This window comes from Erwinia aphidicola, assembly GCF_014773485.1.
GTDB lineage: Bacteria > Pseudomonadota > Gammaproteobacteria > Enterobacterales > Enterobacteriaceae > Erwinia > Erwinia aphidicola.
Genome location: NZ_JACXBP010000001.1, coordinates 652763 through 676554, shown reverse-complemented (window position 1 = coordinate 676554; position 23792 = coordinate 652763). Strand labels below are relative to the sequence as shown.

General features: G+C 57.8%; 15 protein-coding genes. 11 read left to right on the top strand and 4 right to left on the bottom strand.

The window, feature by feature from the left end; translation table 11 throughout:
• The first annotated feature begins 363 nt into the window (after positions 1-363).
• The 6 genes from sapA to ID864_RS03150 all read left to right on the top strand — a co-directional run bounded on the left by sapA (position 364) and on the right by ID864_RS03150 (position 6957).
• Positions 364-1992 (top strand): ABC transporter substrate-binding protein SapA, encoded by a 1629-nt coding sequence (gene sapA / locus ID864_RS03175; protein WP_048915979.1) that lies wholly within the window; start codon positions 364-366, stop codon positions 1990-1992.
• On the top strand, positions 1989-2954 hold the full coding sequence (gene sapB, locus ID864_RS03170) for a putrescine export ABC transporter permease SapB (protein WP_099754194.1): 966 nt from the start codon (positions 1989-1991) through the stop codon (positions 2952-2954). Before sapA ends, sapB begins: the two co-directional genes overlap by 4 nt.
• Positions 2941-3831, top strand: coding sequence for a putrescine export ABC transporter permease SapC (gene sapC, locus ID864_RS03165; RefSeq protein WP_099754195.1), 891 nt, complete (start codon positions 2941-2943; stop codon positions 3829-3831). The genes sapB and sapC overlap by 14 nt, the downstream gene beginning before the upstream one ends.
• Positions 3831-4823, top strand: a complete 993-nt coding sequence (gene sapD, locus ID864_RS03160; protein ID WP_048915976.1) for a putrescine export ABC transporter ATP-binding protein SapD — start codon at positions 3831-3833, stop codon at positions 4821-4823. Before sapC ends, sapD begins: the two co-directional genes overlap by 1 nt.
• Positions 4823-5629 (top strand): putrescine export ABC transporter ATP-binding protein SapF, encoded by an 807-nt coding sequence (gene sapF / locus ID864_RS03155; RefSeq protein WP_048915975.1) that lies wholly within the window; start codon positions 4823-4825, stop codon positions 5627-5629. The genes sapD and sapF overlap by 1 nt, the downstream gene beginning before the upstream one ends.
• A 179-nt stretch (positions 5630-5808) precedes the next feature.
• Positions 5809-6957 carry a CMD domain-containing protein gene (locus ID864_RS03150; RefSeq protein ID WP_099754196.1) on the top strand — a complete coding sequence of 383 codons (1149 nt, stop codon included), beginning with the start codon at positions 5809-5811 and terminating at the stop codon, positions 6955-6957.
• Between the two features lies 1 nt (position 6958).
• On the opposite strand, the gene ID864_RS03145 is transcribed toward ID864_RS03150, so the two are convergent.
• Both ID864_RS03145 and ID864_RS03140 read right to left on the bottom strand, forming a co-directional pair.
• Positions 6959-7855 (bottom strand): LysR family transcriptional regulator, encoded by an 897-nt coding sequence (locus ID864_RS03145; protein WP_191149383.1) that lies wholly within the window; start codon positions 7853-7855, stop codon positions 6959-6961.
• 62 nt (positions 7856-7917) lie between these two features.
• A complete protein-coding gene (locus ID864_RS03140) occupies positions 7918-9507 on the bottom strand; it encodes a PTS transporter subunit EIIC (protein WP_099754198.1) in 1590 nt (529 codons plus the stop codon).
• 242 nt (positions 9508-9749) lie between these two features.
• On the opposite strand from ID864_RS03140, the gene ID864_RS03135 reads away from it, so the two are divergent.
• Together ID864_RS03135 and ID864_RS03130 are read left to right on the top strand one after the other, a co-directional pair.
• Positions 9750-12056, top strand: a complete 2307-nt coding sequence (locus tag ID864_RS03135; RefSeq protein ID WP_048915970.1) for an FdhF/YdeP family oxidoreductase — start codon at positions 9750-9752, stop codon at positions 12054-12056.
• Positions 12057-12203: 147 nt separating this feature from the next.
• Positions 12204-14141: an exoribonuclease II gene (locus ID864_RS03130; protein WP_191149382.1), complete on the top strand. Its 1938-nt coding sequence runs from the start codon at positions 12204-12206 to the stop codon at positions 14139-14141.
• A 26-nt stretch (positions 14142-14167) separates the two neighbouring features.
• On the opposite strand, the gene ID864_RS03125 is transcribed toward ID864_RS03130, so the two are convergent.
• Together ID864_RS03125 and ID864_RS03120 are read right to left on the bottom strand one after the other, a co-directional pair.
• On the bottom strand, positions 14168-17788 hold the full coding sequence (locus ID864_RS03125) for a response regulator (protein WP_191149481.1): 3621 nt from the start codon (positions 17786-17788) through the stop codon (positions 14168-14170).
• 13 nt (positions 17789-17801) lie between these two features.
• Positions 17802-18425, bottom strand: a complete 624-nt coding sequence (locus ID864_RS03120) for a response regulator (RefSeq protein WP_048915968.1) — start codon at positions 18423-18425, stop codon at positions 17802-17804.
• Positions 18426-18844: 419 nt separating this feature from the next.
• On the opposite strand from ID864_RS03120, the gene ID864_RS03115 reads away from it, so the two are divergent.
• The 3 genes from ID864_RS03115 (at position 18845) to ID864_RS03105 (ending at position 23486) form a co-directional block, all read left to right on the top strand.
• Positions 18845-21901 (top strand): autotransporter outer membrane beta-barrel domain-containing protein, encoded by a 3057-nt coding sequence (locus ID864_RS03115; protein WP_191149381.1) that lies wholly within the window; start codon positions 18845-18847, stop codon positions 21899-21901.
• Between the two features lie 263 nt (positions 21902-22164).
• Entirely contained in the window at positions 22165-22491 is a 327-nt protein-coding gene (locus ID864_RS03110; protein ID WP_191149380.1) for a hypothetical protein, read from the top strand.
• Between the two features lie 290 nt (positions 22492-22781).
• A complete protein-coding gene (locus ID864_RS03105; protein ID WP_224750364.1) occupies positions 22782-23486 on the top strand; it encodes a DUF1120 domain-containing protein in 705 nt (234 codons plus the stop codon).
• Positions 23487-23792: the final 306 nt, after the last annotated feature.

The following is a 23792-nucleotide window of genomic DNA, read 5'->3' as shown; positions in this document are numbered from 1 at the left end:
GCCCCTACGGTATTGTGCCGCACCCTCGTAGGGGTCGGGCATGCCCGACCCTGGTTTTACGGCAAAAAAAAGCCCACGCAGGGTGGGCTAAAAATACTGGAAGCAATGTGAGCAATGTCGTGCTCTTCAGCGGCAGAGCCACCGGTGAAGCGCAGGGGAATAATAATCATTCTCAGTCTTGCTTGTAAAGCATTTTGTTGAGAATCTTTCTCATTTCCATAACAACTTTGTGCGTATTTTCAACACCCTCTGGTTAATGTGCTTATTAATATAGCGGAATCGCCCCGCCACTATGCAGCAAACTTTGGGTGCAGCCTGAGAGTGCGGTACACTGTGTTTATTGCCTGAATTTTCAGAAGAGTTATGCGCAAACTAATCTCCACTCTGCTTCTGAGCCTGAGCGTGCTAAGCGCCCCGGCCTGGTCCGCAACGCCCGGTGATATCCGCCAGAGCGGCTTCGTGTATTGCGTTAACGGCGTAATGAATACTTTTAACCCGCAGATGGCCAGCGGTGGGCTGGTGGTGGATACCCTCGCCGCCCAGCTGTATGACCGCCTGCTTGACGTCGATCCCTACACCTATCGCCTGATCCCCGAGCTGGCAGAGAGCTGGGAAGTGCTGGATAACGGCGCCACCTATCGCTTCCACCTGCGTCACAACGTGGCCTTCCAGCACACCGCCTGGTTCAAACCCAGCCGCCCGTTGAATGCCGATGACGTGGTGTTTAGCTTCGAGCGCGTATTTAACCGCAAGCACCCGTGGCACAACGTCAACGGCGGCAGCTACCCCTACTTTGACAGCCTGCAATTTTCCGATGCGGTGCAGAGCGTGAAGAAGCTGGATAAGGATACGGTAGAAATCCGCCTTAACAGCCCGGATGCGTCCTTCCTCTGGCACCTTGCCACCCATTACGCGCCGGTGCTGTCAGCCGAGTATGCCGATCGGCTGAGCAAAATTGATCGCCAGGAGCAGCTCGATCGCGAGCCCGTTGGCACCGGTCCGTTTATGCTGAATGATTACCGCAGCGGACAGTACATTCGCCTGCAGCGCAATGACGCTTACTGGAAAGGCCAGCCGCGCATGGCGCAGGTGGTGGTCGATATGGCAGCGGGCGGCACCGGGCGCTTGTCCAAGCTGCTGACCGGCGAGTGCGACGTGCTGGCCTACCCAGCCGCCAGCCAGCTCTCTATTCTGCGTGACGACCCGCGCCTGCGCCTGACGCTGCGCCCGGGCATGAACATCGCCTATCTGGCCTTTAATACCCGCAAAGCGCCGCTCGATCGTCCACAGGTGCGCCAGGCGCTGGCGCTGGCAATCAACAATGAACGCCTGATGGAGTCGATTTATTACGGCACCGCCGAGACCGCAGCCTCGATTCTGCCGCGCGCTTCATGGGCCTATGATACCGATGCGCGCGTCACGCCCTATAATCCGCAGAAAGCCCGTGAAGAGCTAAAGGCGCTGGGCATTGAGAACCTGCACCTCAACCTGTGGGTGCCTTCTGCCTCACAGTCCTGGAACCCCAGCCCGCTGAAAACCGCCGAGCTGATTCAGGCCGATCTGGCGCAGGTTGGCGTTAAAGTGACCATCGTGCAGGTAGAGGGGCGCTTCCAGGAAGCCAGGCTGATGGAGAATAACCACGACCTGACGCTGACCGGCTGGGCAACCGACAGTAATGACCCGGACAGCTTTTTCCGCCCGCTGCTGAGCTGCGCGGCCATCGCCTCACAGACCAACTTTGCCCACTGGTGTAACTCGGCGTTTGATGAGCTGCTGCATAAGGCCCTGCTGTCACAGCAGCTTGCTAACCGCATCGACTATTACGATCGCGCCCAGGCGCTGCTGTCGCAGGAGCTGCCGGTGCTGCCGCTGGCCTATTCGCTGCGCCTGCAGGCCTACCGCCACGATATCAAAGGCCTGGTGCTTAGCCCGTTTGGTAATGCTTCCTTTGCGGGTGTCCACCGCGAAAGTGGTGAGGAGAAATCGCCGTGATTATCTATACGCTGCGCCGCCTGGTGCTGTTTATCGTCACGATGTTTATGCTGACGCTGGTTGGCTTCAGCCTGAGCTATTTCACGCCGCATGCGCCGCTGCAGGGCGCATCGCTGTGGGATGCGCTGCTGTTCTGGCTCAGAGGCATCGTGCAGCTGGATTTCGGGGTGTCCAGTATTAACGGTCAGTCGATTAATCTGCAGCTGCGTGAAGTGTTCCCCGCCACGCTGGAGCTGTGCTTTATGGCCTTCAGCCTGGCACTGCTGGTCGGTATTCCGCTGGGTATTGTCGCCGGGGTGATGCGTAACAAATGGCAGGATAAAGCCATCAGCGCCGTGGCCCTGCTCGGCTTTTCCCTGCCGGTGTTCTGGCTGGCGCTGTTGCTGACGCTGTTTTTCTCGCTTAATCTCGGCTGGCTGCCGGTGTCCGGGCGCTTTGACCTGCTCTATCCGGTGCAGCACATCAGCGGGTTCGCACTGATTGATGCCTGGCTGACGGACTCGCCGTGGCGCCATGAGATGATTATCAGCGCGCTTAAGCATATGATCCTGCCGGTTACCGCGCTGGCCGTGGCACCCACCACTGAGGTGATCCGCCTGCTGCGCATCAGCACCCGCGAGGTGATGGAGCAGAACTATGTGAAAGCCGCCGCCACGCGCGGGCTGTCGCGCTTCACCGTTATACGCCGTCACGTACTGCATAATGCCCTGCCGCCGGTGATCCCGCGTCTCGGGCTACAATTCTCTACCATGCTGACGCTGGCGATGATTACTGAAGTGGTGTTTAGCTGGCCAGGCCTCGGCCGCTGGCTGATTAACGCCATTCGCCAGCAGGATTATGCGGCGATTTCCGCCGGCGTGATGGTGGTTGGCGCTCTGGTGATCGCCGTGAACGTGCTCTCCGATATTCTGGGTGCCATGACAAACCCGCTGAAGCATAAGGAATGGTATGCCCTCAGATAATATCTACTCCGAGAAGCGGCCGCCCAGCCCGCTGCGCCACACGTGGGGGCTGTTCTATCGCGATACCACGGCGATGATTGGCTTCTATGGCTTTATCGCGCTGCTGCTGCTGTGCATTTTTGGCGGGCTGGTGGCGCCTTACGGCCTCGACCAGCAGTTTCTCGGCTTCCAGCTGCTGCCGCCTTCATGGTCACGCTATGGCGATGTTTCGTTCTTTCTCGGTACGGACGATCTGGGGCGCGATCTGCTCAGCCGCCTGCTGAGCGGCGCGGCGCCGACCGTCGGCTCCGCGATTGTGGTCACGCTGGCGGCGGCGCTGTGCGCGATGGTGCTTGGCGTTTTGGCCGGGCTGACGCACGGCCTGCGCTCGGCGGTGATGAATCACGTGCTCGACACGCTGCTGTCGATCCCCTCTCTGCTGCTGGCTATCATCGTGGTGGCCTTTATGGGTCCACGGCTGGAACATGCGATGCTGGCGGTGTTCCTGGCCATTCTGCCGCGCCTGGTGCGCGCCATTTACAGCGCGGTGCATGATGAGCTGGAAAAAGAGTACGTGGTGGCCGCGCGTCTCGACGGCGCCAGCAGCCTGGATATTCTCTGGTATGCCATTTTGCCTAACATTCTGGCGCTGCTGGTGACCGAATTTACCCGCGCGCTGTCGATGGCGATCCTCGATATCGCCGCACTCGGCTTCCTCGACCTCGGTGCGCAGCTCCCCTCCCCGGAGTGGGGCGCGATGCTGGGCGATTCGCTGGAGCTGATTTATGTTGCTCCCTGGACCGTGATGTTACCGGGCGCAGCGATTATGCTTAGTGTACTGATTGTTAACCTGTTGGGTGACGGCGCACGCCGGGCCATCGTTGCGGGAGTTGAATAATGCCGCTGCTCGATATTCGTAACCTGACGATAGAATTTATGACCTCCGAAGGGCCGGTAAAAGCGGTCGACCGGGTCAGCATCACGCTGAGCGAAGGTGAAGTGCGCGGGCTGGTGGGAGAATCCGGTTCGGGCAAGAGCCTGATCGCCAAGGCGATCTGCGGTGTCACCAAGGATAACTGGCGCATCACCGCTGACCGCATGCGCTTTAACGACATCGACCTGCTGCACCTGACGCCGCGTGAACGGCGTAAAATTGTCGGTCATAACGTGTCGATGATTTTCCAGGAGCCGCAGTCGTGCCTTGACCCGTCGGAAAGTATCGGCACTCAGATCAAGCAGGCGATCCCCGGCTGGACGTGGAAAGGCCGCTGGTATCAGCGCTTTGGCTGGCGCCATCGCCGCGCCATTGAGCTGCTGCACCGCGTTGGCATCAAAGATCATAAAGATATTATGAGCAGCTTCCCGTATGAGCTGACCGACGGCGAGTGCCAGAAGGTGATGATTGCCATCGCCCTGGCGAATCAGCCGCGCCTGCTGATTGCCGATGAGCCAACAAACGCCATGGAACCGACCACCCAGGCGCAGATTTTCCGCCTGCTCTCCCGGCTCAACCAAAACAATAACACCACTATTCTGCTGATCAGCCACGACCTGCAGATGCTGAGCCAGTGGGCGGATAAAATTAACGTGATGTACTGCGGGCAGACGGTGGAAACCGCGCTCAGCGACGAGCTGATTAGCGCGCCGCATCACCCATATACTCAGGCGCTGATCCGCGCAATGCCGGACTTTGGCCGTTCGCTGCCGCATAAGAGCCGACTCAATACGCTGCCGGGTGCCATCCCCTCGCTTGAACACCTGCCGATTGGCTGCCGCCTGGGCCCGCGCTGCCCTTATGCCCAGAAAACCTGTATTGAGACCCCGCGCTTAACCGGGTCGAAGAGTCATATGTTTGCCTGCCACTTCCCGCTGAATATGGAGAGTCAGTAATGGTTGAAACGCTGCTGGAAGTGCGCAACCTGAGCAAAACCTACCGCTACCGCACCGGGCTGTTCCGCCGCCAGCATGTTGAGGCGGTGAAGGATGTCAGCTTCACCCTGCGCGAGCGCCAGACGCTGGCGATTATCGGTGAAAACGGCTCGGGCAAATCGACGCTGGCGAAAATGCTGAGCGGGATGATTGCCCCCTCATCCGGCGAAATAGTGATTGACGATCGTCCACTGGAGTATGGCGATTACGGCTATCGCAGTCAGCGTATTCGTATGATATTCCAGGATCCGTCGACCTCCCTGAATCCACGCCAGCGCATCAGCCAGATCCTCGATTTCCCGCTGCGCCTCAACACCGAGCTGAATGCAGATGAGCGCGAGAAACGTATTATCGCCACGCTGCGCCAGGTCGGGCTGCTGCGCGACCACGCTTCCTACTATCCGCACATGCTGGCCCCGGGTCAGAAGCAGCGCATCGGCCTGGCGCGCGCGCTGATTTTACAGCCGAAGGTGATTGTGGCGGATGAAGCGCTGGCGGCGCTGGATATGTCGATGCGCTCGCAGCTGATCAATCTGATGCTGGAGCTGCAGGACAAGCACGGTATTGCCTATATCTACGTCACGCAGCATCTGGGTATGATGAAACATATCAGCGACAAGCTGCTGGTGATGCATCAGGGCGAAGTGGTGGAGCGCGGCAGCACCGCCGACGTGCTGGCCTGCCCGCTGCACGATCTCACCAAACGCCTGATCTCCAGCCACTTCGGTGAAGCGCTGACCGCCGACGCGTGGCGTAAAGACCGCTAACCTCCTACCCGTAGGGGTCAGGCATGCCTGACCCGGCAATTGCTGACCAGGGCGAGGCATGCCTCGCCCCTACGACGGCACCGCTTATGCCATCCAGCTATTTGATAGCACCGAACATTATTTCTTTCGCTTTAGCGCTTACGCCAGGATACCCGTGCCGTAATTGAAAAGGAATGATCATGGAACAGCGCCGCTTTACCGGCAACAACCACTGGTATCATGAAACCCAGACCAGCCTGCCCGCGCAGCGCGCGCCGCTGGTGCCCGAAGCTGCCACTATTGAAGACCGTTTCCTGCTTGGTCTGGCGCAGCAGGTCGAGGGCGACCTGATCCCCACTTTGCAGCAGGTGCAGCCCGCACTGCTGGCCTCCCGCGATCTCTATCAGATCCTGTTCCCCAACGAATTAACCACCAGCCTGACCCACACGCTTACGCTGTATGACCGACTGAGCAGCGCGCTGACGGTGGCGCAGGTTACCGGCGTTCAGCGCCTGTGTAATCACTATGCGGCGCGGCTTAACCCGCTGCCTGGGCCGGATTCATCACGTGAGAGCAATCGCCGCCTGACGCAAATCACCGAGTATGCCCGCCAGCTTGCCAGCCAGCCAACGTTGATTGACGCCGCTGCCGTACAGCATCTGGATGATGTGGGGCTCAGTGCGTCGGATATTGTCACGCTCAGCCAGATTATTGGCTTTGTCAGCTACCAGGCACGCGTGGTGGCCGGAATTCATGCCCTGCTGGCGCTGCCCGTGCGCTGGATGCCGGGCGTAACGGTGCCTGCAGACGCGGACCCCGAGCTGTTCAGCACCGCGGCAGAGTGGCAGCCCAGCCTGCCGCCGCTCGAAATGCGTTACGCCGCAACCGATCAGTTAGAGGCCCTGACTTTCTGTCAGCCGATAGCCGAGCTGGAAGCCGGTGCCTGGCTGTTCGCGCACGACGGCAAAACCCTGTACGGCTGGGCGAGCCTGCTGCAGGCACTGTCTGAAATCCGTCATTCGCCGCAGGCCACGCTGGCGGCGGCAGTGACCGCAAGGATTAACGGCAGTGCTGCCTGCTTTGGCCGCTTAGCGCTGGGCGAATTGCGTGATGCACTGCAGGCGAGTGTCGATCACGCGCTGGCGCTGGCTGACCCGCAGCAGCAGGCGGTAATCCAGCTGGCAGCCCAGCTAACGCGCTCGCCCGAGCGGGTTAACGCGGCGCACGTGCAACCGCTGAAAGAGGCCGGGCTGAGTACCGCGCAAGTGTTTGCGATAATCCTTAGCGTGGCCAACGCCAGCTGGGGCAACCGCCTTATGCAGGGCCTGGGCAGCACGGCAGCGCGTTAGCTCAGCCCATCAGCCAGCGCCGTACTTCATCGAAGAAATGCTGTGCCAGCGGAGTGGCGCGACCAGGCTCGGCGATCACCACCGCAGCCTGGCGTGACATCGGCGGCATCGCCACCGCGCGGCGGCTCAGCTCACCGCTCATCCCCGCGATCAGATGCCCGACGGGAGAAATCAGGCAGCCCAGGCCCACCTGCGCGCCCTGCAGCAGCTGAAATACTGAGGTGGTCTCCAGCACCACGCGCAGCTCCAGCCCGGCTTCGCGGAAATGCCCGTCAACATAGCGGCGAAAATAGCGGGTTTGATCGGCCAGACAGAGCGGCAGCGCGGCGATCTCTGGCAGCGTCAGCGGCTCAGTGCCGTTCAACTGCGGAAAATGCTGCGGATGAAACAGCAGCTCCACGCCATTATCCGCCAGCGTTTCTGCCTGAAAATGCAGTTCGCGCAGCGTCGACAGCTCAAAGAAGCCAATGCCGACATCCACCGTATGGCTATTCAGCGCTTCCAGCAGCTGATCGGCGCTCAGCACCGCCACGCGGTAATCCAGCTGCGGATAGCGCTCGCTAATCGCCTTCAGCATCACCGGCAGCGAGATGCTGCACTGGGGCACCACGCCGATGCGCAGCGTGCCGTTAACCCCGTGCTTCAACGACTCAACTTCCAGCTTTAAGCCCTGATAGACGGAGACGATCTCCCGCGCCCACGAGAGCACACGCTCCCCTTCCGGGGTGAAGCCGTCGAAGTTATTGCTGCGGTTAATCAGCGACAGCCCCAGCTCAATTTCCAGGTTTTTCAGGCGCATCGAAAGCGTGGGCTGACTGACAAAGCTGGCTTCTGCGGCTCGGCCAAAGTGGCGCTCGCGCTCGAGGTTGCACAGGTAGATGAGCTGCTTGATATCCATAATGGTTATTTTATTGGTAAATTTTGGCTAATAGTAACAGCCTGAGAGCCAAAAACGCGACTTCATGCCACGCCCAGCGCACTTTTCACCTCGCTGGCTATTTTCTCTACCTGCGGCCCATAAATCACCTGCACATCGCGATCGCTAACGCGATTTACGCCATTGGCACCGGTGCTCATCAGCGTCTGGTCCACTACCTCGTTCATCTGCTTAACGCGCACGCGCAGACGGGTGAAGCAGCAATCGACGTCCTCTATATTGGCCTTCCCACCCAGCCCGCTGATAATCACGCGGGTGCGCTCGTCGGCGGCAACGGTCTCCTGCTGCGGTTCCTGCCCGGATTCTCGCCCCGGGGTTTCCACCCGCATCCGCAGGATGATGAATTTAAAGCCGCAGTAGTAGATCGGCACGTAGATTAGCCCGAGCACCACGCTCCACCACCAGGCCGTTTTGCTGCCGCCCAGAATGCCGAACACCACCAGATCAATCGCACCGCCCTGAATGTTGCCAATCATCAGGTGCATCAGCGACATCAGCATAAACGACAGCCCGCTCAGCAGGGCGTGCAGGATGTAGAGCACCGGCGAGACAAAGATAAAGCAGAACTCCAGTGGCTCGGTGATCCCGGTGGTAAACGAGGTGAGCGCCCCGGCCATTACCAGCGCCTTCACCCGCTGTTTATGTTCCGGTCGCGCACAGTGATAAATCGCCAGCGCGGCGGCGGGCAGGCCAAACATCATCACCGGGATTTTACCCTGGGCGAGGAAACGCGTGGCCTCCTGCACCGTGGCATCCGGCACCGAGCCGGGATGCGTCAGTGAGGTGTTAAAGATGTTCAGCGCGCCGACAATCGTCTGCCCGTCTACCGTGGCAATGCCGCCAATCGGCGTGAAGCGCACGGTTTCATTGAGGATGTGATGTAACCCGGTCGGGATAAGCAGGCGTTCACTGGTACCGTAGAGCAATGCGCCGTACTGGCCGCTTTTGCCAATCAGCTCCCCGACCCAGGCAATCCCGGCGCCAATCGTCGGCCAGATTAACGCCAGCAGCACGCCCACCAGCGGCAGCACCAGCACGGTGACAATCGGCACAAAGCGCCGCCCGCCGAAAAAGCTGATGGCGGTCGGCAGCTGAGTGGTGTAGCAGCGGTTATGGATCGCCACCGTCAGCAGCCCGGCAATCACCCCGCCCAGCACGCTCATGTTGTAGGTAAAGATACCGAGCATCGGGATATATTCCGCCGAGGTCATCATCGCTGCTGTCTGGTCCATGCCCTGCTGCTGGAGCGCGGCGGGTGTGGTGGTGGCAGCGGTCAGACCCTTGGCGGCTAGCGTGGCGCTAACGCCCACGTGCATAGCGATGAAACCTATCACCGCGGCAAAGGCGGCCGTCGGTTTCTCCGCTTTTGCCAGGCCAATGGCGCTGGCAACGGCAAAGAACAGCGGCAGGTTAGCAAACAGCGCCCCGGCGACCTTACGGATAAAGCCAATGATCAGCTGGGGCGTCTGCATGCTGGCGAAGGCCTCCCCGGTAATCGCCGGATTTTGCAACGCCGCCGCCACACCAAGGAAAATGCCGGCGGCGGCAATCACCGAAATCGGCATCATCAGCGCTTTGCCGAAGGCGTGGATCTTGCTGGCAAACTCTTTCATCTGACCTCTCCCGCTCTGACTGCAAAGAGCTAAGTATTAGTCGCGTGCTTGATTAAGATCGTCTTCAGCGGCAATTTTAACGGTTAATTCTTGAGCGTAATCACACTTCTGCGCCTGCCATGATAAACAGCGCCTATCGCACCATTTCCTCAATCAATTAGACAAATCCCCCTGCCACTCGCAGAATTGCCATAAAGAAGACATATACTCATAACAATTATTCAACATAAGCCTGCGAGATAATGAAATTTAAAGAAGCCATCAAACCTTACCAGGCCGCTGCGGGCGGTTGGGGTTCACTGGAAGCCACGACCCGCTTCGTTTTTGACAGCAAGCAAGTGATCAAAAATCTGCGCAATCTGATGCGCATGAACAAAGCGAAAGGCTTTGACTGCCCGGGCTGTGCCTGGGGTGATGATAATAAAAGTACCTTCAGCTTCTGCGAGAACGGTGCGAAAGCGGTGACCTGGGAAGCTACCCGCCGCAATATCGGTGCCGATTTCTTTGCACAGCATAGCGTCTCGGCACTGTATCAGCAGAGCGATTACTTCCTCGAATATCAGGGGCGTCTGACCGATCCGCTGCGCTATAACCGCGCCACCGACCGCTACGAGCCCATTAGCTGGGACGATGCCTTCCAGCTTATCGCTTCCCATATCAAGGCGATGGACAATCCTGACCAGATGGAGCTGTACACCTCCGGGCGCGCCAGTAATGAAGCCTCCTGGCTGTATCAGCTGTTTGGCCGCATGAACGGCAGCAATAACTTCCCCGACTGCTCTAACATGTGCCACGAAGCCAGCGGCACCGGTTTGAAACGCAGCATCGGCGTCGGCAAAGGCACCATCCGCCTTGACGATTTTGACCATGCTGATGCGATTTTCGTGTTCGGTCAGAACCCCGGCACCAACCATCCGCGTATGCTGCACAGCCTGCGCCACGCCGCCGATCGCGGGGCGAAAATCGTCACGTTCAATACCCTGCGCGAGCGCGGGCTGGAGCGTTTTGCCGATCCGCAAAAACCGCTGGAAGTGGTGACCAGCATGGCCGGTAAAATCAGCTCGACCTACTATCAGCCGAATCTCGGCGGTGATATGGCGGCGGTGCGCGGCATGGTGAAAGTGCTGGCAGAAAACCATCGTGCGCGAGTGGCGCAGGGTGAAAAGGGCCTGTTTGATGAAGTGTTTATCAATGCCAAAACTGAAGGGATGGAGGCTTATCTGGCCGAAGTCGACGCCACCGAATGGTCACACATTGTCAGCCAGTCCGGCCTGAGTGAACAGCAAATTCGCGAAGCCGCCGCCATCTATCAACACTCCGAGCGGGTGATCTGTACCTGGGCGATGGGCATTACCCAGCATAAGCACTCGGTGGATACCGTGCGTGAGATCGTCAACCTGCAGCTGCTGTTTGGTCAACTGGGTAAAAAAGGTGCCGGACTTTGTCCGGTGCGCGGCCACAGTAACGTGCAGGGCAACCGCACTATGGGCATTGATGAGAAACCGTCTAAAGCGTTTCTCGACAGCCTGGGTCAGCATTTCGGCTTTGAGCCGCCGCGTGAAATCGGCCATAACACCGTTGAAGCCCTGGAAGCGATGCTGCGCGATGAGGTTAAAGTGCTGATCGCCCTCGGTGGCAATCTCGCGGCAGCCGCCCCGGACAGCCCTCGCACCGAAGAAGCCTTGAGACGCTGCGGCCTGACCGTGCAAATCAGCACCAAGCTTAACCGCAGCCATCTTTGCCCGGGGGCGATCGATGCGCTGATCCTGCCAACGCTTGGCCGTACCGAGCAGGATGTGCAGGCCAGCGGTGCGCAGTTTATTACCGTCGAAGACTCTTTCAGCATGGTGCATGCCTCCGAGGGCGTCGGCAAACCTCTCGCCGATACCCAGCGGTCAGAAACCTGGATTGTCGCGGGGATCGCCAATGCCGTGCTGGGCAGCGATAAAGTTGACTGGTTATCGCTTGCCGGTGACTACAACAAAATCCGTGACCATATTGCCGCCACGATTCCGGGCTTTAGCGATTTCAACGCCAAATGCGATCTGAAAGGTGGTTTCTACCTGGGTAATGCTGCCGCAGAGCTGCGCTTTACTACCCTGAATGAGAAAGCCCAGTTCAGCGCCGCTGCCCTGCCCACCTCGCTGTTCCCGCAGCTGGATGAGGAAGTGCCGTTTACGCTGCAGACCCTGCGTTCTCACGATCAGTACAACACCACCATTTACGGCCTTGATGACCGTTACCGTGGCGTATATGGCCAGCGCGAGGTGCTGTTCATCAATCCGCAGGATATGGAAAGCATGGGCTACGCCGCCGGCGACAACGTGGATATTGAAACCCTGTGGAACGATGGAATTACCCGCAAAGTGAGCGGCTTCAAGCTGGTGCCTTACGCCATCCCACGCGGTAATCTCGCGGCCTATTATCCGGAAACTAACCCGCTGGTTCCGCTTTCCAGTTTTGGTGACGGCAGCGGTACCCCGACCTCCAAGTCCGTGCCGGTAAAAATTACCCTCTCACCGGTGACGCCGGGCCTGCGCATTGCCTGATGCGCTCATAACGGCAGGCTGATTTAACCAGGCGGCCGGAAAAAATGGTCGCCCCTGAAGACCCCGGAAACGGGGTTTTTTCTTGCCGTAGCGCGGTTAATCGCGTAAAACTGTCTGCCGCTCTTAGGCCACGAAAACGTTGAAATTATGTTCCAGGATAACCCGCTGCTCGCGCAGCTTAAAGAGAAACTCCACTCCCAGACACCGCGTGTTGAGGGTGTGGTAAAAGGCACGGAAAAAGGTTTTGGCTTCCTGGAAGTCGACCCGCAGAAAAGCTACTTTATTCCGCCACCGTTCATGAAAAAAGTGATGCACGGTGACCGCGTGAGCGCAGTGATTCAGACCGACAAAGATCGCGAAGTTGCCGATCCTGAAACGCTGATTGAACCTTTCCTGACGCGTTTTGTTGGCCGGGTACAGAGAAAAGACGACCGCCTGTCGATCGTTCCCGACCATCCCCTGCTGAAAGATGCGATCCAGTGCCGCGCAGAGCGCAGCGTGAAGCATGACTTTCAGGCCGGAGACTGGGCGGTGGCAGAGATGCGCCGCCATCCGCTGAAGGGCGACCGCACCTTCTATGCTGAACTGACCGAATTTATTACCACTGCGGATGACCATCTGGCTCCGTGGTGGGTGACGCTGTCGCGCCACAATCTGGAGCGTGAAGCACCGGACGTGGCTGCGCCTGAAGAGATGCTGGATGAAGGACTGGAGCGTGAAGACCTCACTGCTCTGAACTTCGTCACCATCGACAGCGCCAGCACCGAAGATATGGATGATGCGCTCTATGTGGAAGAGGCCGCCGACGGCGCGCTGAATCTGACTATCGCCATCGCTGACCCGACGGCTTACGTGCCGGTCGGCAGCAAGCTGGATGCGGTCGCCGCTGAACGCTCATTCACCAACTATCTGCCGGGCTTTAATATCCCGATGCTGCCGCGCCAGCTGTCTGATGACACCTGTTCACTGCGTGCCGGTGAGCGCCGTCCGGTGCTGGCCTGCCGCGTGACCGTGGCTGCGGATGGCACGCTGGGTGAGGATATCCACTTCTTCGCCGCCTGGATTGAGTCAAAATCCAAGCTGGTCTACGACAACGTGTCTGACTGGCTGGAAAATAGCGGCGAATGGCAGCCGGAAAGCGAAGCGATTGCTGAGCAGATCCGCCTGCTGCACCGCTTGTGCCTGGCACGCAGCGCGTGGCGCCAGGCGCATGCGCTGGTGTTTAAAGATCGCCCTGATTTCCGCTTCCTGCTGGGTGAGAAAGGCGAAGTGCTGGATATCGTCGCCGAACACCGCCGCATTGCTAACCGCATCGTGGAAGAGTCGATGATCCTTGCTAATATCTGCGCTGCCACCGTGCTGAGCGATAAGCTGGGCTTTGGCGTGTATAACGTGCACCTCGGCTTTGATGCAGCTAACGCGGAGCTGGCTGCTGGCGTGCTGGCCAACCACGGCGTCACAGCCGATCCGCTGGCGATTGCCACGCTGGACGGTTTCCGTAACCTGCGCCGTGAGCTGGATGCGCTGCCCACCCAGTTCCTTGACAGCCGCATTCGCCGCTTCCAGTCTTTTGCTGAGGTGAGCATCACTCCTGGCCCGCACTTCGGTCTTGGCCTTGAGGCGTACGCCACCTGGACTTCCCCTATTCGTAAGTACGGCGACATGGTTAACCACCGCCTGCTGAAAGCGATGATCAAAGGTGAAGCCGCTGAGCGCCCTGCCGATGAGCTGACGGTGAAAATGGCCGAGCGCCGCCGTCAAAACCGCATGGCGGAGCGCGATGTCGGTGACTGGCTCTACTCGCGATTCCTTGAGAAAGCGGTCGGCACCGATCGGCGCTTTAGCGCCGAGGTTATCGACGTCTCGCGCGGCGGCATGCGTGTTCGTCTGCAGGATAACGGCGCTGTCGCCTTTATCCCGGCACCGTTTATTCATGCGGTACGCGATGAGCTGGTGCTGAGCAATGAAAACGGCACGGTGCAGATCAAAGGTGAGGTGGTCTATCGCGTCACCGACCTGATTGAGGTGACCATCGCCGAAGTGCGCATGGAAACCCGCAGCATCGTGGCTCGTCCGGTCGCCTGAACCTGACAGTAGGGGGCTGGCGCCCCCTACTCTTTATAATCCTGACTTAACCACCGCTGCATGGCAGCCTCAAGCACCTGCGAATCCTTCTGCACCTGCTGCCAAAGCTGATGCGCGCGCTGGCGGTCGACATTTTCTTCGCGGCAGACACTCTCCAGCTCCCGGCACAGCGCTTCCACCTTAAACGCACTGATTATCTGTGCGGCGCCTGACAGACGATGGATGCATTTTGCCAGTTCCGGCCAGTCCTCAAGTTCGACCAGATCCCCTGCCTGCACCAGATCCTGCTGGTTGGTTGCCGAAGTGGTTTGCAGCAGCTCATGCAGCAGCTCGTCATCATTTTGCGTCAGCTGCTGCAGCGCCGGGAAATTCACCAGCTGCTCCAGCGTCACCGGGCGCTCTTCAGTCGGTATCTGTGTCTCGCCCAGCTGCCTGGATACCTGGCGCAGCATGGTTTTAAGCTGAGGAAGCTGAAGCGGTTTAAACATGCAGTCGTCCATACCCGCCTGCTGACAGCGAGCGCGCTCCTCCGGCCAGGCGTTCGCCGTTAATCCCACTATCATCACCGGCCGCTGCTGGTGCTGGTGCTGGCGGATCAAGCGCGTCAGCTCCAGGCCGTCCATGCCCGGCATACTGCAATCAGTAATCACCAGATCGAACTCCTGCTGTTGCCACATCTCCCAGCCCTGTTCTCCGTCACAGGCTTCGCTAATGGTGTGCCCGAGACGCGCCAGCTGGCGACGCAGCAGCATCAGGTTAGCCGGGTGGTCGTCAACCGCCAGAATGCGCAGTGAAGTGATTTCACCGTCATCGGCATCTGTCGGTGCAGAAACGGCTGCAGGGGTATAGTCACGCGCAGGCACCGTCAGGGTAAAGGTGACGCGCGTTCCGTTACCCGGTTGGCTCTCCATGAAGATGTTACCGCCCATCATCTGTACCAGCTGTGAACAGATCGCCAGCCCCAGGCCTGAACCGCTTTGCTTGCGTCCAGCCTGCGCCTGTACCCAAGGGTTGAAAATATCACGCTGCTCAGTGATTTCAATGCCGCGGCCACTGTCGTTAACCGTTACGCTTAATATCACTTCACCCGGGGACTGCTTGAGCAGATTAATATCCACATCAACGCCGCCCTTTTCGGTAAATTTAATCGCATTGCTCACCAGGTTAGACAAAATCTGGCGAAAACGCAGCGCGTCAATATGCAGTTCATACGGCATGACGTTCGGCTCAGCGTAGCGTAAAACCAGACTCTTCTGGCGCGCCAGGCCTTCAAACACCCTGACCACCGGGGGGGCCAGTTCGCGGGTTCGCACCCACTCCGGGGCCAGTTCCAGCTTGCCTGACTCAATACGCGCCATATCCAGGATATCGCCGATGATCCCCATCAGCGAGCGGGCAGATTCCCATGCCACCCTGACCGGTTCATCCTCATCGGTCTTTTTACCGGGGGCGCTCACGGCCAGCTCGAGCAGGCCAATGATCGCACTGACCGGGGTGCGGATCTCATGGCTCATCGTCGCAAGGAAAGTGCTCTTAGCACGATTTGCCTGCTCTGCACGTTCACGCGCCTCAGAGAGTTCAGAGGTCAGCGACTGGTGCTCAGTGATATCTACCCAGCTGCAGATAAGCCCAATAACCTGTTGCTTATCATCCACGTAGGGCACGGCTTTGTGCGTCACACTGCGCCAGCTTTCGCCGTTGAACAGCGAAAAATTCTGCTGGTGCGCACTCTTCACCTCGCCTGCCATCGACTGCCAGATGACATGCAGCGGGTTGTCACTCTGTGCAATGCTGCCTCTGGCCTGCGTGAGCCTCTCTGCCTTGAAAAACTGCTGCCAGGGATCGTTAAACAGCACCAGCCCACCGTTAAGATCGATAACATAGACCGGCACCTGCACGCTGTTTAGCAGCGTATCGCTGAACTGCAGCTGCGATTGCAGGCTGAACTGCGCCTTACGGCGCGCGGCTATCTGCCTGCGCAGATAGTAGATCCACACCAGCGAGGTCAATCCAATCACCGCCGTGATAGCCCCGAGCAGCCAGAACTGCTTGCGGTAGGCAGTCCAGGTATCGAGGCGAACATCCGGGGTGGTTTGCCACTTATTAATCACCCGGGTCAGGCTACGCGGGGAGATATCCGCCAGTGCTTTATTGAGAATACTGTACAGTTCTGGCTGATCGCGACGCACGGCAAATGCCAGCTGCGCCGGGTTGCTCTCATCCATCGTCGTGGCAATTTTCAGATCGTCGCGAAAGTAGCGATCGATCATATATCCTGCCCCTGCCAGAGTGTGGATCGCCGCATCCGCTTTCCCCTCATTGACCATTTGCATCGCCAGGCTGGCATTATCAACCGTCAGCAGCTGGATGCCCGGGTAGCGCTGCTTTAGCTCAGGGATCAGCTGATTATTCGCCGTGATGGCAATGCGTACCTTTGCACTGAGGGTAAAAGGTAATGCGGTTTTACGATTCACCACCAGCACAAACGGCGAGCTGAAATAGGGCCGGCTGAAACGCAGGCTGGAGTCGCGCAGCGTGCTGTAGCTGATGGCGCCAATAAACAGCCCCTTTCCCTCTTTGACAGCGGAAAACATATCCCCGACTGAATCAACCTGAACTGGCGTGAAGTTGAGGCCGGTACGCAAACGAATTAAGCGCAGAATGTCGGCGCTGATACCGTAAAAGTCACCATTATGGTCAAACATGGTAAAAGGCGCATACAGCGAATTAACCACTACTGGAATGGTGCGATGGGCACTAAGCCAGCGTTTTTCTGCTTCGGTCAGTTGCAGCCTCTGCTGCGCCGGCAGCATATCGCTGCCCTCACTCCACTGCTGATAAATCACCTGATTCTGCGAGGGAGGAATAGCAGCAATCACTTTATTCACGGCATTGACCAGCAGCTGGTCTTCGCTGCGCAGCAGAAAACGGCTGCCGGGCGCTCTGGCCGGAAAAATTGACTGAACTGCCAGCAGGTTATTGTAGTTGCGGCCAATCAGATAGCTGGCGGTAGTGAGGTTACCGAGATAAAAGTCACTGTCACCGAATGCCAGCGAGGCAAGCGCGGCACTATCGTCATTAAAACGCTTAATATGCGCTTCAGGGAAATGCTGGTTTAACCAGGCACTGTCGAGATAGCTGGACGCCACGGCCAGGTGCAGCGGCCGTTTATCCAGATTGATATTGCTAACCGGCGCATCGATACGACGAATTAAGGTCGGGCGATCCTCCATAAAGGGATCGCTACCGATCAGGCTGCTATAGGAGGGTAACGGATTGCCATTGGGGTCCAGCACCAGATCCACCTGATTATTTTTCAGGGCTTGCAGGGCTGCATCCCGTGAATCGTAACGCAACACCTGCGAGCGCAGGCCGAGATATTGCGTTAACAGCAGGGTGTAGTCAGCATCAATGCCTTCAAACTTCCCCGCTTCGGTGAACATATCAAACGGCGGCGTCTCTGCCAGCCATACGCCGACCTTTAATTCTCTCTTCTGCCCCAGCCAGCGCCACTCATAGTCACTGAGGGAAAATTGATGCGGACTGTAACTCTCACGGCTGTTGATCTGCAAAGGTTCAGGAGGCTCGGCTGGCGCTTCCGCCGCGCTCACTGAAAACCCGGCTAACAGCGCAACGACAATCAGCATTTTTTTCACGGTATTAGTCCAGATTATTGCGGCGGGCAAAATCGATCATCGACAGCGTGCTGCTAAGTTCAAGTTTGGTCATAACCCGGGTTTTATATGTACTGACGGTCTTATTACTGATATGCATTTGCAGTGAAATATCAATTACCTTCATGCCACGCGCCAGGCAGCGCAGCACCTGCAACTCGCGGCTGGAGAGTGATTTAATCAGTTCCATCTCTTTTTCAGGCGCGTGTACCGCATCGCCATTGCTGCGTTTCAACGGGAAATAACCATAGCCGCGAACCACGGCGCGTACCGCGTCACCCAGCTCTTCCAGGTTATTTTTCTTACTGACAAAACCATCGGCGCCAATACTCATGCAGCGGCCAAGGTAGTGTTCATCATCCCGCGCCGTTAGCACCAGTAAACCACCTTTGAAGCCTCCTGCACGCAGTTTCTCAATGACTTCAATCCCGCTAAGCGAGGGGATATCAATATCCACCACCACCAGATCGGGCGAGAGCTTGCGCACCAGAGCAAGCGCCTGCAGGCCATCGTCAGCCTCGGCGACGATGTTGTGCTGGTCTTTTTCCAGCAGCATTCTGATCGCTAAGCGGGCAACCGGATGGTCGTCAATCACAAGTATGTTTGCCATGGATGGCCTCATGTCATTATTTAAGTCTGATTAAATACTGTCACATCATTTTGTTTTGGCAAAGCGAAAGAATAAAAAAAACCAGAAATATCCTGGGGCGTGTAAGCCGGTAGGAAAAGGACCACTAAATAAAAGAATATGCCCACTCAGCAACATGTTGCGTCTTATTAAAACCTCCCTGCAAGGGCGTAGGATCATAGGGTTTTCAAATTAACATCACATAAAGCCGATCTGTTGAAGCCGTTATTAATTTAATTCACAGATTCGCTTTATTTAATTTTCCCTGTTCACTTATCTTTGTAGAAGAAATGATACTTATGCGACGTTCATTATTATCTCAGTGCTGTTTGCTCGCGATCTCTTCATGCACCTTAAGCTTTAATGCCCAGGCAGGTTACAGTGCGACCGGCGGCAACTATATGCAGCCCCTCAATGATTTTAGCAGCGCGATTGCCGGTGACTATCCTCTGTTCGCCAGCGATGTGGGTAGCCTGCTCGAAACCAATCAGCCGCTGACGTTTTCCACCTCCGGCAGTATGCTTTTCGCGGCTTATGCCACCAGTCAGGCGGCGATGAATCTGCGTGACGCAACTCTGGCCACCAATGGTCTGATGGCAGATGGGGCGCGCGTCAACAATGCCAGTCTGACCCTGAGCGGCGGTAAGGTCACCACCCAGGGCGTCAACAGTGCCGCCGTCAACGGGGCGCGTGCGGCACAGTTAACCCTGAACGGCAGCGCGACCACGCCGCTGACGTTAACCACCACCGGCGCACAGAGCAGTGGCGTGCTGCTTGCTGACGGCACGCTGAGCACCAGCAATCTGGCCATCTCCTCCAGCGGCAACGAAGCGAAAGGCGTTGTGCTGGCCTACAGCCTCTCTGACAGCAGCCAAGGGGTGATGGCTTCTCTGAGCGATTCGACCATTAGCGTGCTGGGTAGCGGTTATCAGGGTGCGCTGATGCTGGGCAACGGGGAGCTGACCGGCAGCAATCTGACTCTGGTGACGGCTGACTTCAATGACGGTATCAATCTGTATAACGCTAACGGCGGGCACGCCACGGCCACCATTACCGACAGCGCCATTACCACCGCTAACGGCAATGGCGTCTGGCTGCTTGAAGGCGATATCACGCTGATTAACAGCCAGATTGCTACCCAAAACGGCATTGGCATTAACGTGAATAAAAATGCCAGCGCCACGGTCAGCGGCAGCCAGATCCACACCAGCGGCAACGGAGCCGATGGGGTGTGGATTGCCGATGCGAATTCCCGCGCCGATGTCAGCGACAGCCGTTTTACCACCGAGGGTAACGGTGCCCATGCGTTTAACGCGCAGTACGGTCCGGCGATTATCAGCAACTCGCAGCTCACCACTCATGGCGTCAGCAGCTATGGCCTGTACAGCGAATCGCGCGTTGACGGTGATAAGGTCACGGTTAACAGCGACGGCCGCGGTGGGCTGGGGGTTTTTGCCGCCAATGGGGGCGCGATCTCACTGGCCAATAGCGACATCACCACCACAGGCGACGGTGCAACCGGCCTGCTGGCCTATTCTGGATCGATCATCAATGGTGATAACCTGACGGTCAATACCGCTGGCGACAGTGCTTACGCGCTGGCTACCCGTTCGGGAACCCTGAATCTTGCCAACAGCGACCTCTGCACCCACGGCGCAGCGGCAGGTTTATCGCTAAGCAGTAATAGCGCGGGCCTGGCCAGCAGCGTAACGCTGGATAATAGCCGCCTCAGCAGCGAGCGCGACCGGGCAATCATCGCCAGTAGCGCCAACAGCCGCGTGCAGCTGAGCAACGGGACCACCGTCGACAGCGGCAGCGGCGTAGCGCTGGATGTCAACGCCGGCAGTCAGATCGATCTGAAGGCAGATAATCAGGTGGTGATTAATGGCGATCTCAGAGCGACCGCCGCGGACAGTGTCAACGTTACGTTAAGTCAGCTCTCTACGCTGACCGGCGCGGCACAAAATATCTCCTCGCTAACGCTGGATAACAGCAGCTGGAATCTGAGCGCCAACTCGAGCGTGGGCGCACTGCAACAGAATGGCCAGGTCAATTTTGTTGCTCACCCCGGTGCCTTCTCTACCCTGACGCTGGATTCACTGAGCGGTAACGGTAGCTTTGCCATGAATACCGATATTGCCGCGCTGCGCGGCGACCTGCTGGATATTCACGGCACCGCAGCAGGGGATCACCAGCTGAGCATTAATGACAGCGGCGCGGAACCGGCTAACAGCGAAGGCGTGCTTCCGGTGGTGCTGACGGGCGGCGGCAACGCGATCTTCAGCCTGAAAAATGGCGCGGTGGATGCCGGTGTTTATCAGTATGAGCTTCAGCAGCGCGGTGCTGACTGGGTACTGGCGGCAAAATCAGCCAACCCGGATACGCCAGATATTGATCTACCGCCGGGCGAGGACAATCCGGAACAGCCAACGCAGCCATCAGAGCCGGGTACTGACACTGACACGCCGCCAATCGTAGCCCCCGTTACGCCACCGGGAGTCAATCCCGTTGTCCGACCGGTGGTTAAGCCGGTAGTTAACCCGCAGCTTAGCGCCTCGGCGCGCAGCGCGCTGGGGATCTCCAACGCGCTGCCGCAGGTGGCACAGAGTGAGCTAAGCACCTTACGCACCCGACTGGGTGATATTCGCCTGGGTAAACAGCAGGGTGGAGCGTGGATAAGGATGTTAGGTAACCGTTCACATCTCAGCGGGATTCAGAACAGCAGCGTGAAGATCGATCAGCAGGGCATGATGCTGGGTGCGGATGCCGCTAAAGCAGTCGGTGAGCAGCAGATGCTGCTGGGCGTGTTTGGCGGTTTCAGCGACAGCCAGCTCGACCTGGCCGACCGCAGCAGCGGTAAAATCAACAGCTTCTTTATTGGTGCCTATAACACCTGGCTGCTTGAGGATGGCTGGTATCTGGACGCGGTCGCCAAAGCCAATAACTACAGCACCCGCACCCGCGCGCTGATGGCAGGTGGCAATCTTGCTAAAGGCGGTTTCAATACAGCCGGGCTGGCGCTTTCGGCTGAACTCGGCCGCCATATTGACCTCGATCGCGGGCTGTTTATCGAGCCTTCCGCCCTGCTGTCAACCGGCTGGATTAACGGTAAGCCGTGGCAGCTGGATAATGGCATGCAGGTTAAAACCGGGGCGATGCGTTCGCAGCAGGCAGCGCTGAATCTGGTGGTTGGCCGCACCCTGACGCTGGAGAGCGGTGCGCAGATCCAGCCGTGGCTGAAAGCGGCGGCGATCAACGAGTTCGTCGACAGTAACCCGGTGGTGCTCAATGGTATTCGCTTCAGCAATAACCCCTCCGGGCTGCGCGGCCAGTATGGCGCGGGGGTCAGCGCCCAGCTGACGCCGTCGCTGCAGATGTATGGCGAGGTGGACTACAGCAAAGGCAACAAAGTTGAAGCCCCGCTCGGCGGCAGCCTCGGGGTGCGCTGGAGCTGGTAGTCAGAGTAGCGTTTAATATCTTTCACGATGCGTTGCCTTGTCAGGGGCACGCATCGGTTCTGCTTTAAAGTGCCCTTCCATTCCGCCTTCCCCTTCAACATACTGACCTGTTGATTTTATTCAGTAAAGATAACCCCTTCGATTTTCCTCTTCTGCGGGCGGCTGCTTTTTCAAAAAATATTTAGGTCGTTGCCCAAAATGCCGATTCTTATACCGGGTCCTAATGCGCCATAATAAGGCTGCACCTGAACAGGAGAATCAAGATGAAAAAAATCACATTTGCACTATTACTGTCTGGCCTAATGGCCAGTCATGGCGTTTTTGCCACGGAAAGCCTGAGCGTACGCGTCACCGGGGTGATCGTGCCGGAAGCCTGCCAGCCCACAGCCGCGGGCAGCAACAGAGCACAGTTAACGGTAAGCGTTAGCTGTCAGCAGAATAAAGCAGTGAACTTACGCGCTCTGTCACTGCGCCCGGGTGAAACGGAAAATTACCGTCTGCGCCCTCTCGCCAATGGCCAGATGAAAATTGAGAACCGCCAGCGCAGCCCGCTAAGCGGACTGACCACGCTGGAACTCTATTACCTGTAATCAATCTCTGCCGCCGCGCCCTGGCGGGCGCAAAGGCCAGCGCGTCATCCTTGTCCTACAAACCATGGCTGAGTTTCAGTCATCCGCACCGCCCCGCTCCGATATTTCCCCCTGAAGAAAGCACGCATAATTCTGCCATCAACAGAGAAGAGCTTCTCCTCTGCGGACAAATAAGCCATTAAGCCGCGTCAGAGTTCTGCCGTCAGAATGGATTATTTAACCGGCCACCGTGGCCAAACGCGGGCTGTGTCAGCCCGTCTAATAAATTATCTATTATTGAGATGTTAATCATGATGAAGAAAACCGTTCTGGCACTGGCTCTGCTGGCCACTACCGCCTCTGCTTTTGCTGCCGACAGCGTTGACGTGCGCGTGATTGGTACTATCGTTCCTGCGGCCTGTACCCCGACCCTGTCCGGCGGCGGCACCGTGGATTACGGCACCATTAAAGCTGATACCATCAGCGCGACTGACTACACCGTGCTGGCAGAGAAGCAGATTGACTTCTCCATCAGCTGCGATGCACCGGCCAAAGTGGCACTGACCGCGGCGACTGGCCGCCCGGGTTCTGTCGCAGCGGGCACAGAGACCAACCAGGGTGTGGCCTATCCCCCTTTCAACCTGTTTGGGCTTGAGGGCGTAGCAGCAGCGGGGCTGGGTCTGGACGGCAGTGATAAGATTGGCGGTTACGCTGTTCGTATTGACAACAGTACCGTGACGGCTGACGGCGCGGCGGTTGACAGCCTGCGTGCTGATAACAGAGCGGGCGTGATTTCCGCCTGGACCAACGACGCCTGGGCAGGTATCGTTTATTCACCTTTCTCACAGGTACGCATGACAAGCTGGGCAGAGCCGGGTACTCGTACGCCAGTGGCCTTCACCACTCTGGCCGGTAAGCTGGGCGTGCAGGCTTATATCAATAAGGGTGAAGCGCTGGATCTCTCCAAGCCCATTCACCTGGATGGCCTGACCACTATTACTCTGCTTTACCTGTAATTTCCCACCGTTTCTGATGCTAACCCGCTCACCTGAGCGGGTTTTTTTGTTGCGAAATTGCCCTTCTCTGCCTGTCATCCTTTTCATACGCTGCTGGCGTATTATTCACACGCGATGGCGACTCCGCTCCGATATTTCCCCCTGAAGAAAGCACGCATAATTCTGCCATCAACAGAGAAGAGCTTCTCCTCTGCGGACAAATAAGCCATTAAGCCGCGTCAGAAATCTGCCGCCAGAATGGATTATTTAACCGGCCACCGTGGCTAAATGTGGGCTGTGTCAGCCCGCCTAATAAATTATCTATTA

Coding starts and splice junctions, on each gene's coding strand:
- ID864_RS03105 (WP_224750364.1), top strand. CDS start 22,782: ATGATGAAGAAAACCGTTCTGGCACTGGCTCTGCTGGCCACTACCGCC.
- ID864_RS03110 (WP_191149380.1), top strand. CDS start 22,165: ATGAAAAAAATCACATTTGCACTATTACTGTCTGGCCTAATGGCCAGT.
- ID864_RS03145 (WP_191149383.1), bottom strand. CDS start 7,855: ATGGATATCAAGCAGCTCATCTACCTGTGCAACCTCGAGCGCGAGCGC.
- ID864_RS03150 (WP_099754196.1), top strand. CDS start 5,809: ATGGAACAGCGCCGCTTTACCGGCAACAACCACTGGTATCATGAAACC.
- sapA (WP_048915979.1), top strand. CDS start 364: ATGCGCAAACTAATCTCCACTCTGCTTCTGAGCCTGAGCGTGCTAAGC.
- sapF (WP_048915975.1), top strand. CDS start 4,823: ATGGTTGAAACGCTGCTGGAAGTGCGCAACCTGAGCAAAACCTACCGC.
- ID864_RS03120 (WP_048915968.1), bottom strand. CDS start 18,425: ATGGCAAACATACTTGTGATTGACGACCATCCGGTTGCCCGCTTAGCG.
- ID864_RS03135 (WP_048915970.1), top strand. CDS start 9,750: ATGAAATTTAAAGAAGCCATCAAACCTTACCAGGCCGCTGCGGGCGGT.
- ID864_RS03130 (WP_191149382.1), top strand. CDS start 12,204: ATGTTCCAGGATAACCCGCTGCTCGCGCAGCTTAAAGAGAAACTCCAC.
- sapC (WP_099754195.1), top strand. CDS start 2,941: ATGCCCTCAGATAATATCTACTCCGAGAAGCGGCCGCCCAGCCCGCTG.
- ID864_RS03125 (WP_191149481.1), bottom strand. CDS start 17,788: ATGCTGATTGTCGTTGCGCTGTTAGCCGGGTTTTCAGTGAGCGCGGCG.
- sapD (WP_048915976.1), top strand. CDS start 3,831: ATGCCGCTGCTCGATATTCGTAACCTGACGATAGAATTTATGACCTCC.
- ID864_RS03115 (WP_191149381.1), top strand. CDS start 18,845: ATGCAGCCCCTCAATGATTTTAGCAGCGCGATTGCCGGTGACTATCCT.
- ID864_RS03140 (WP_099754198.1), bottom strand. CDS start 9,507: ATGAAAGAGTTTGCCAGCAAGATCCACGCCTTCGGCAAAGCGCTGATG.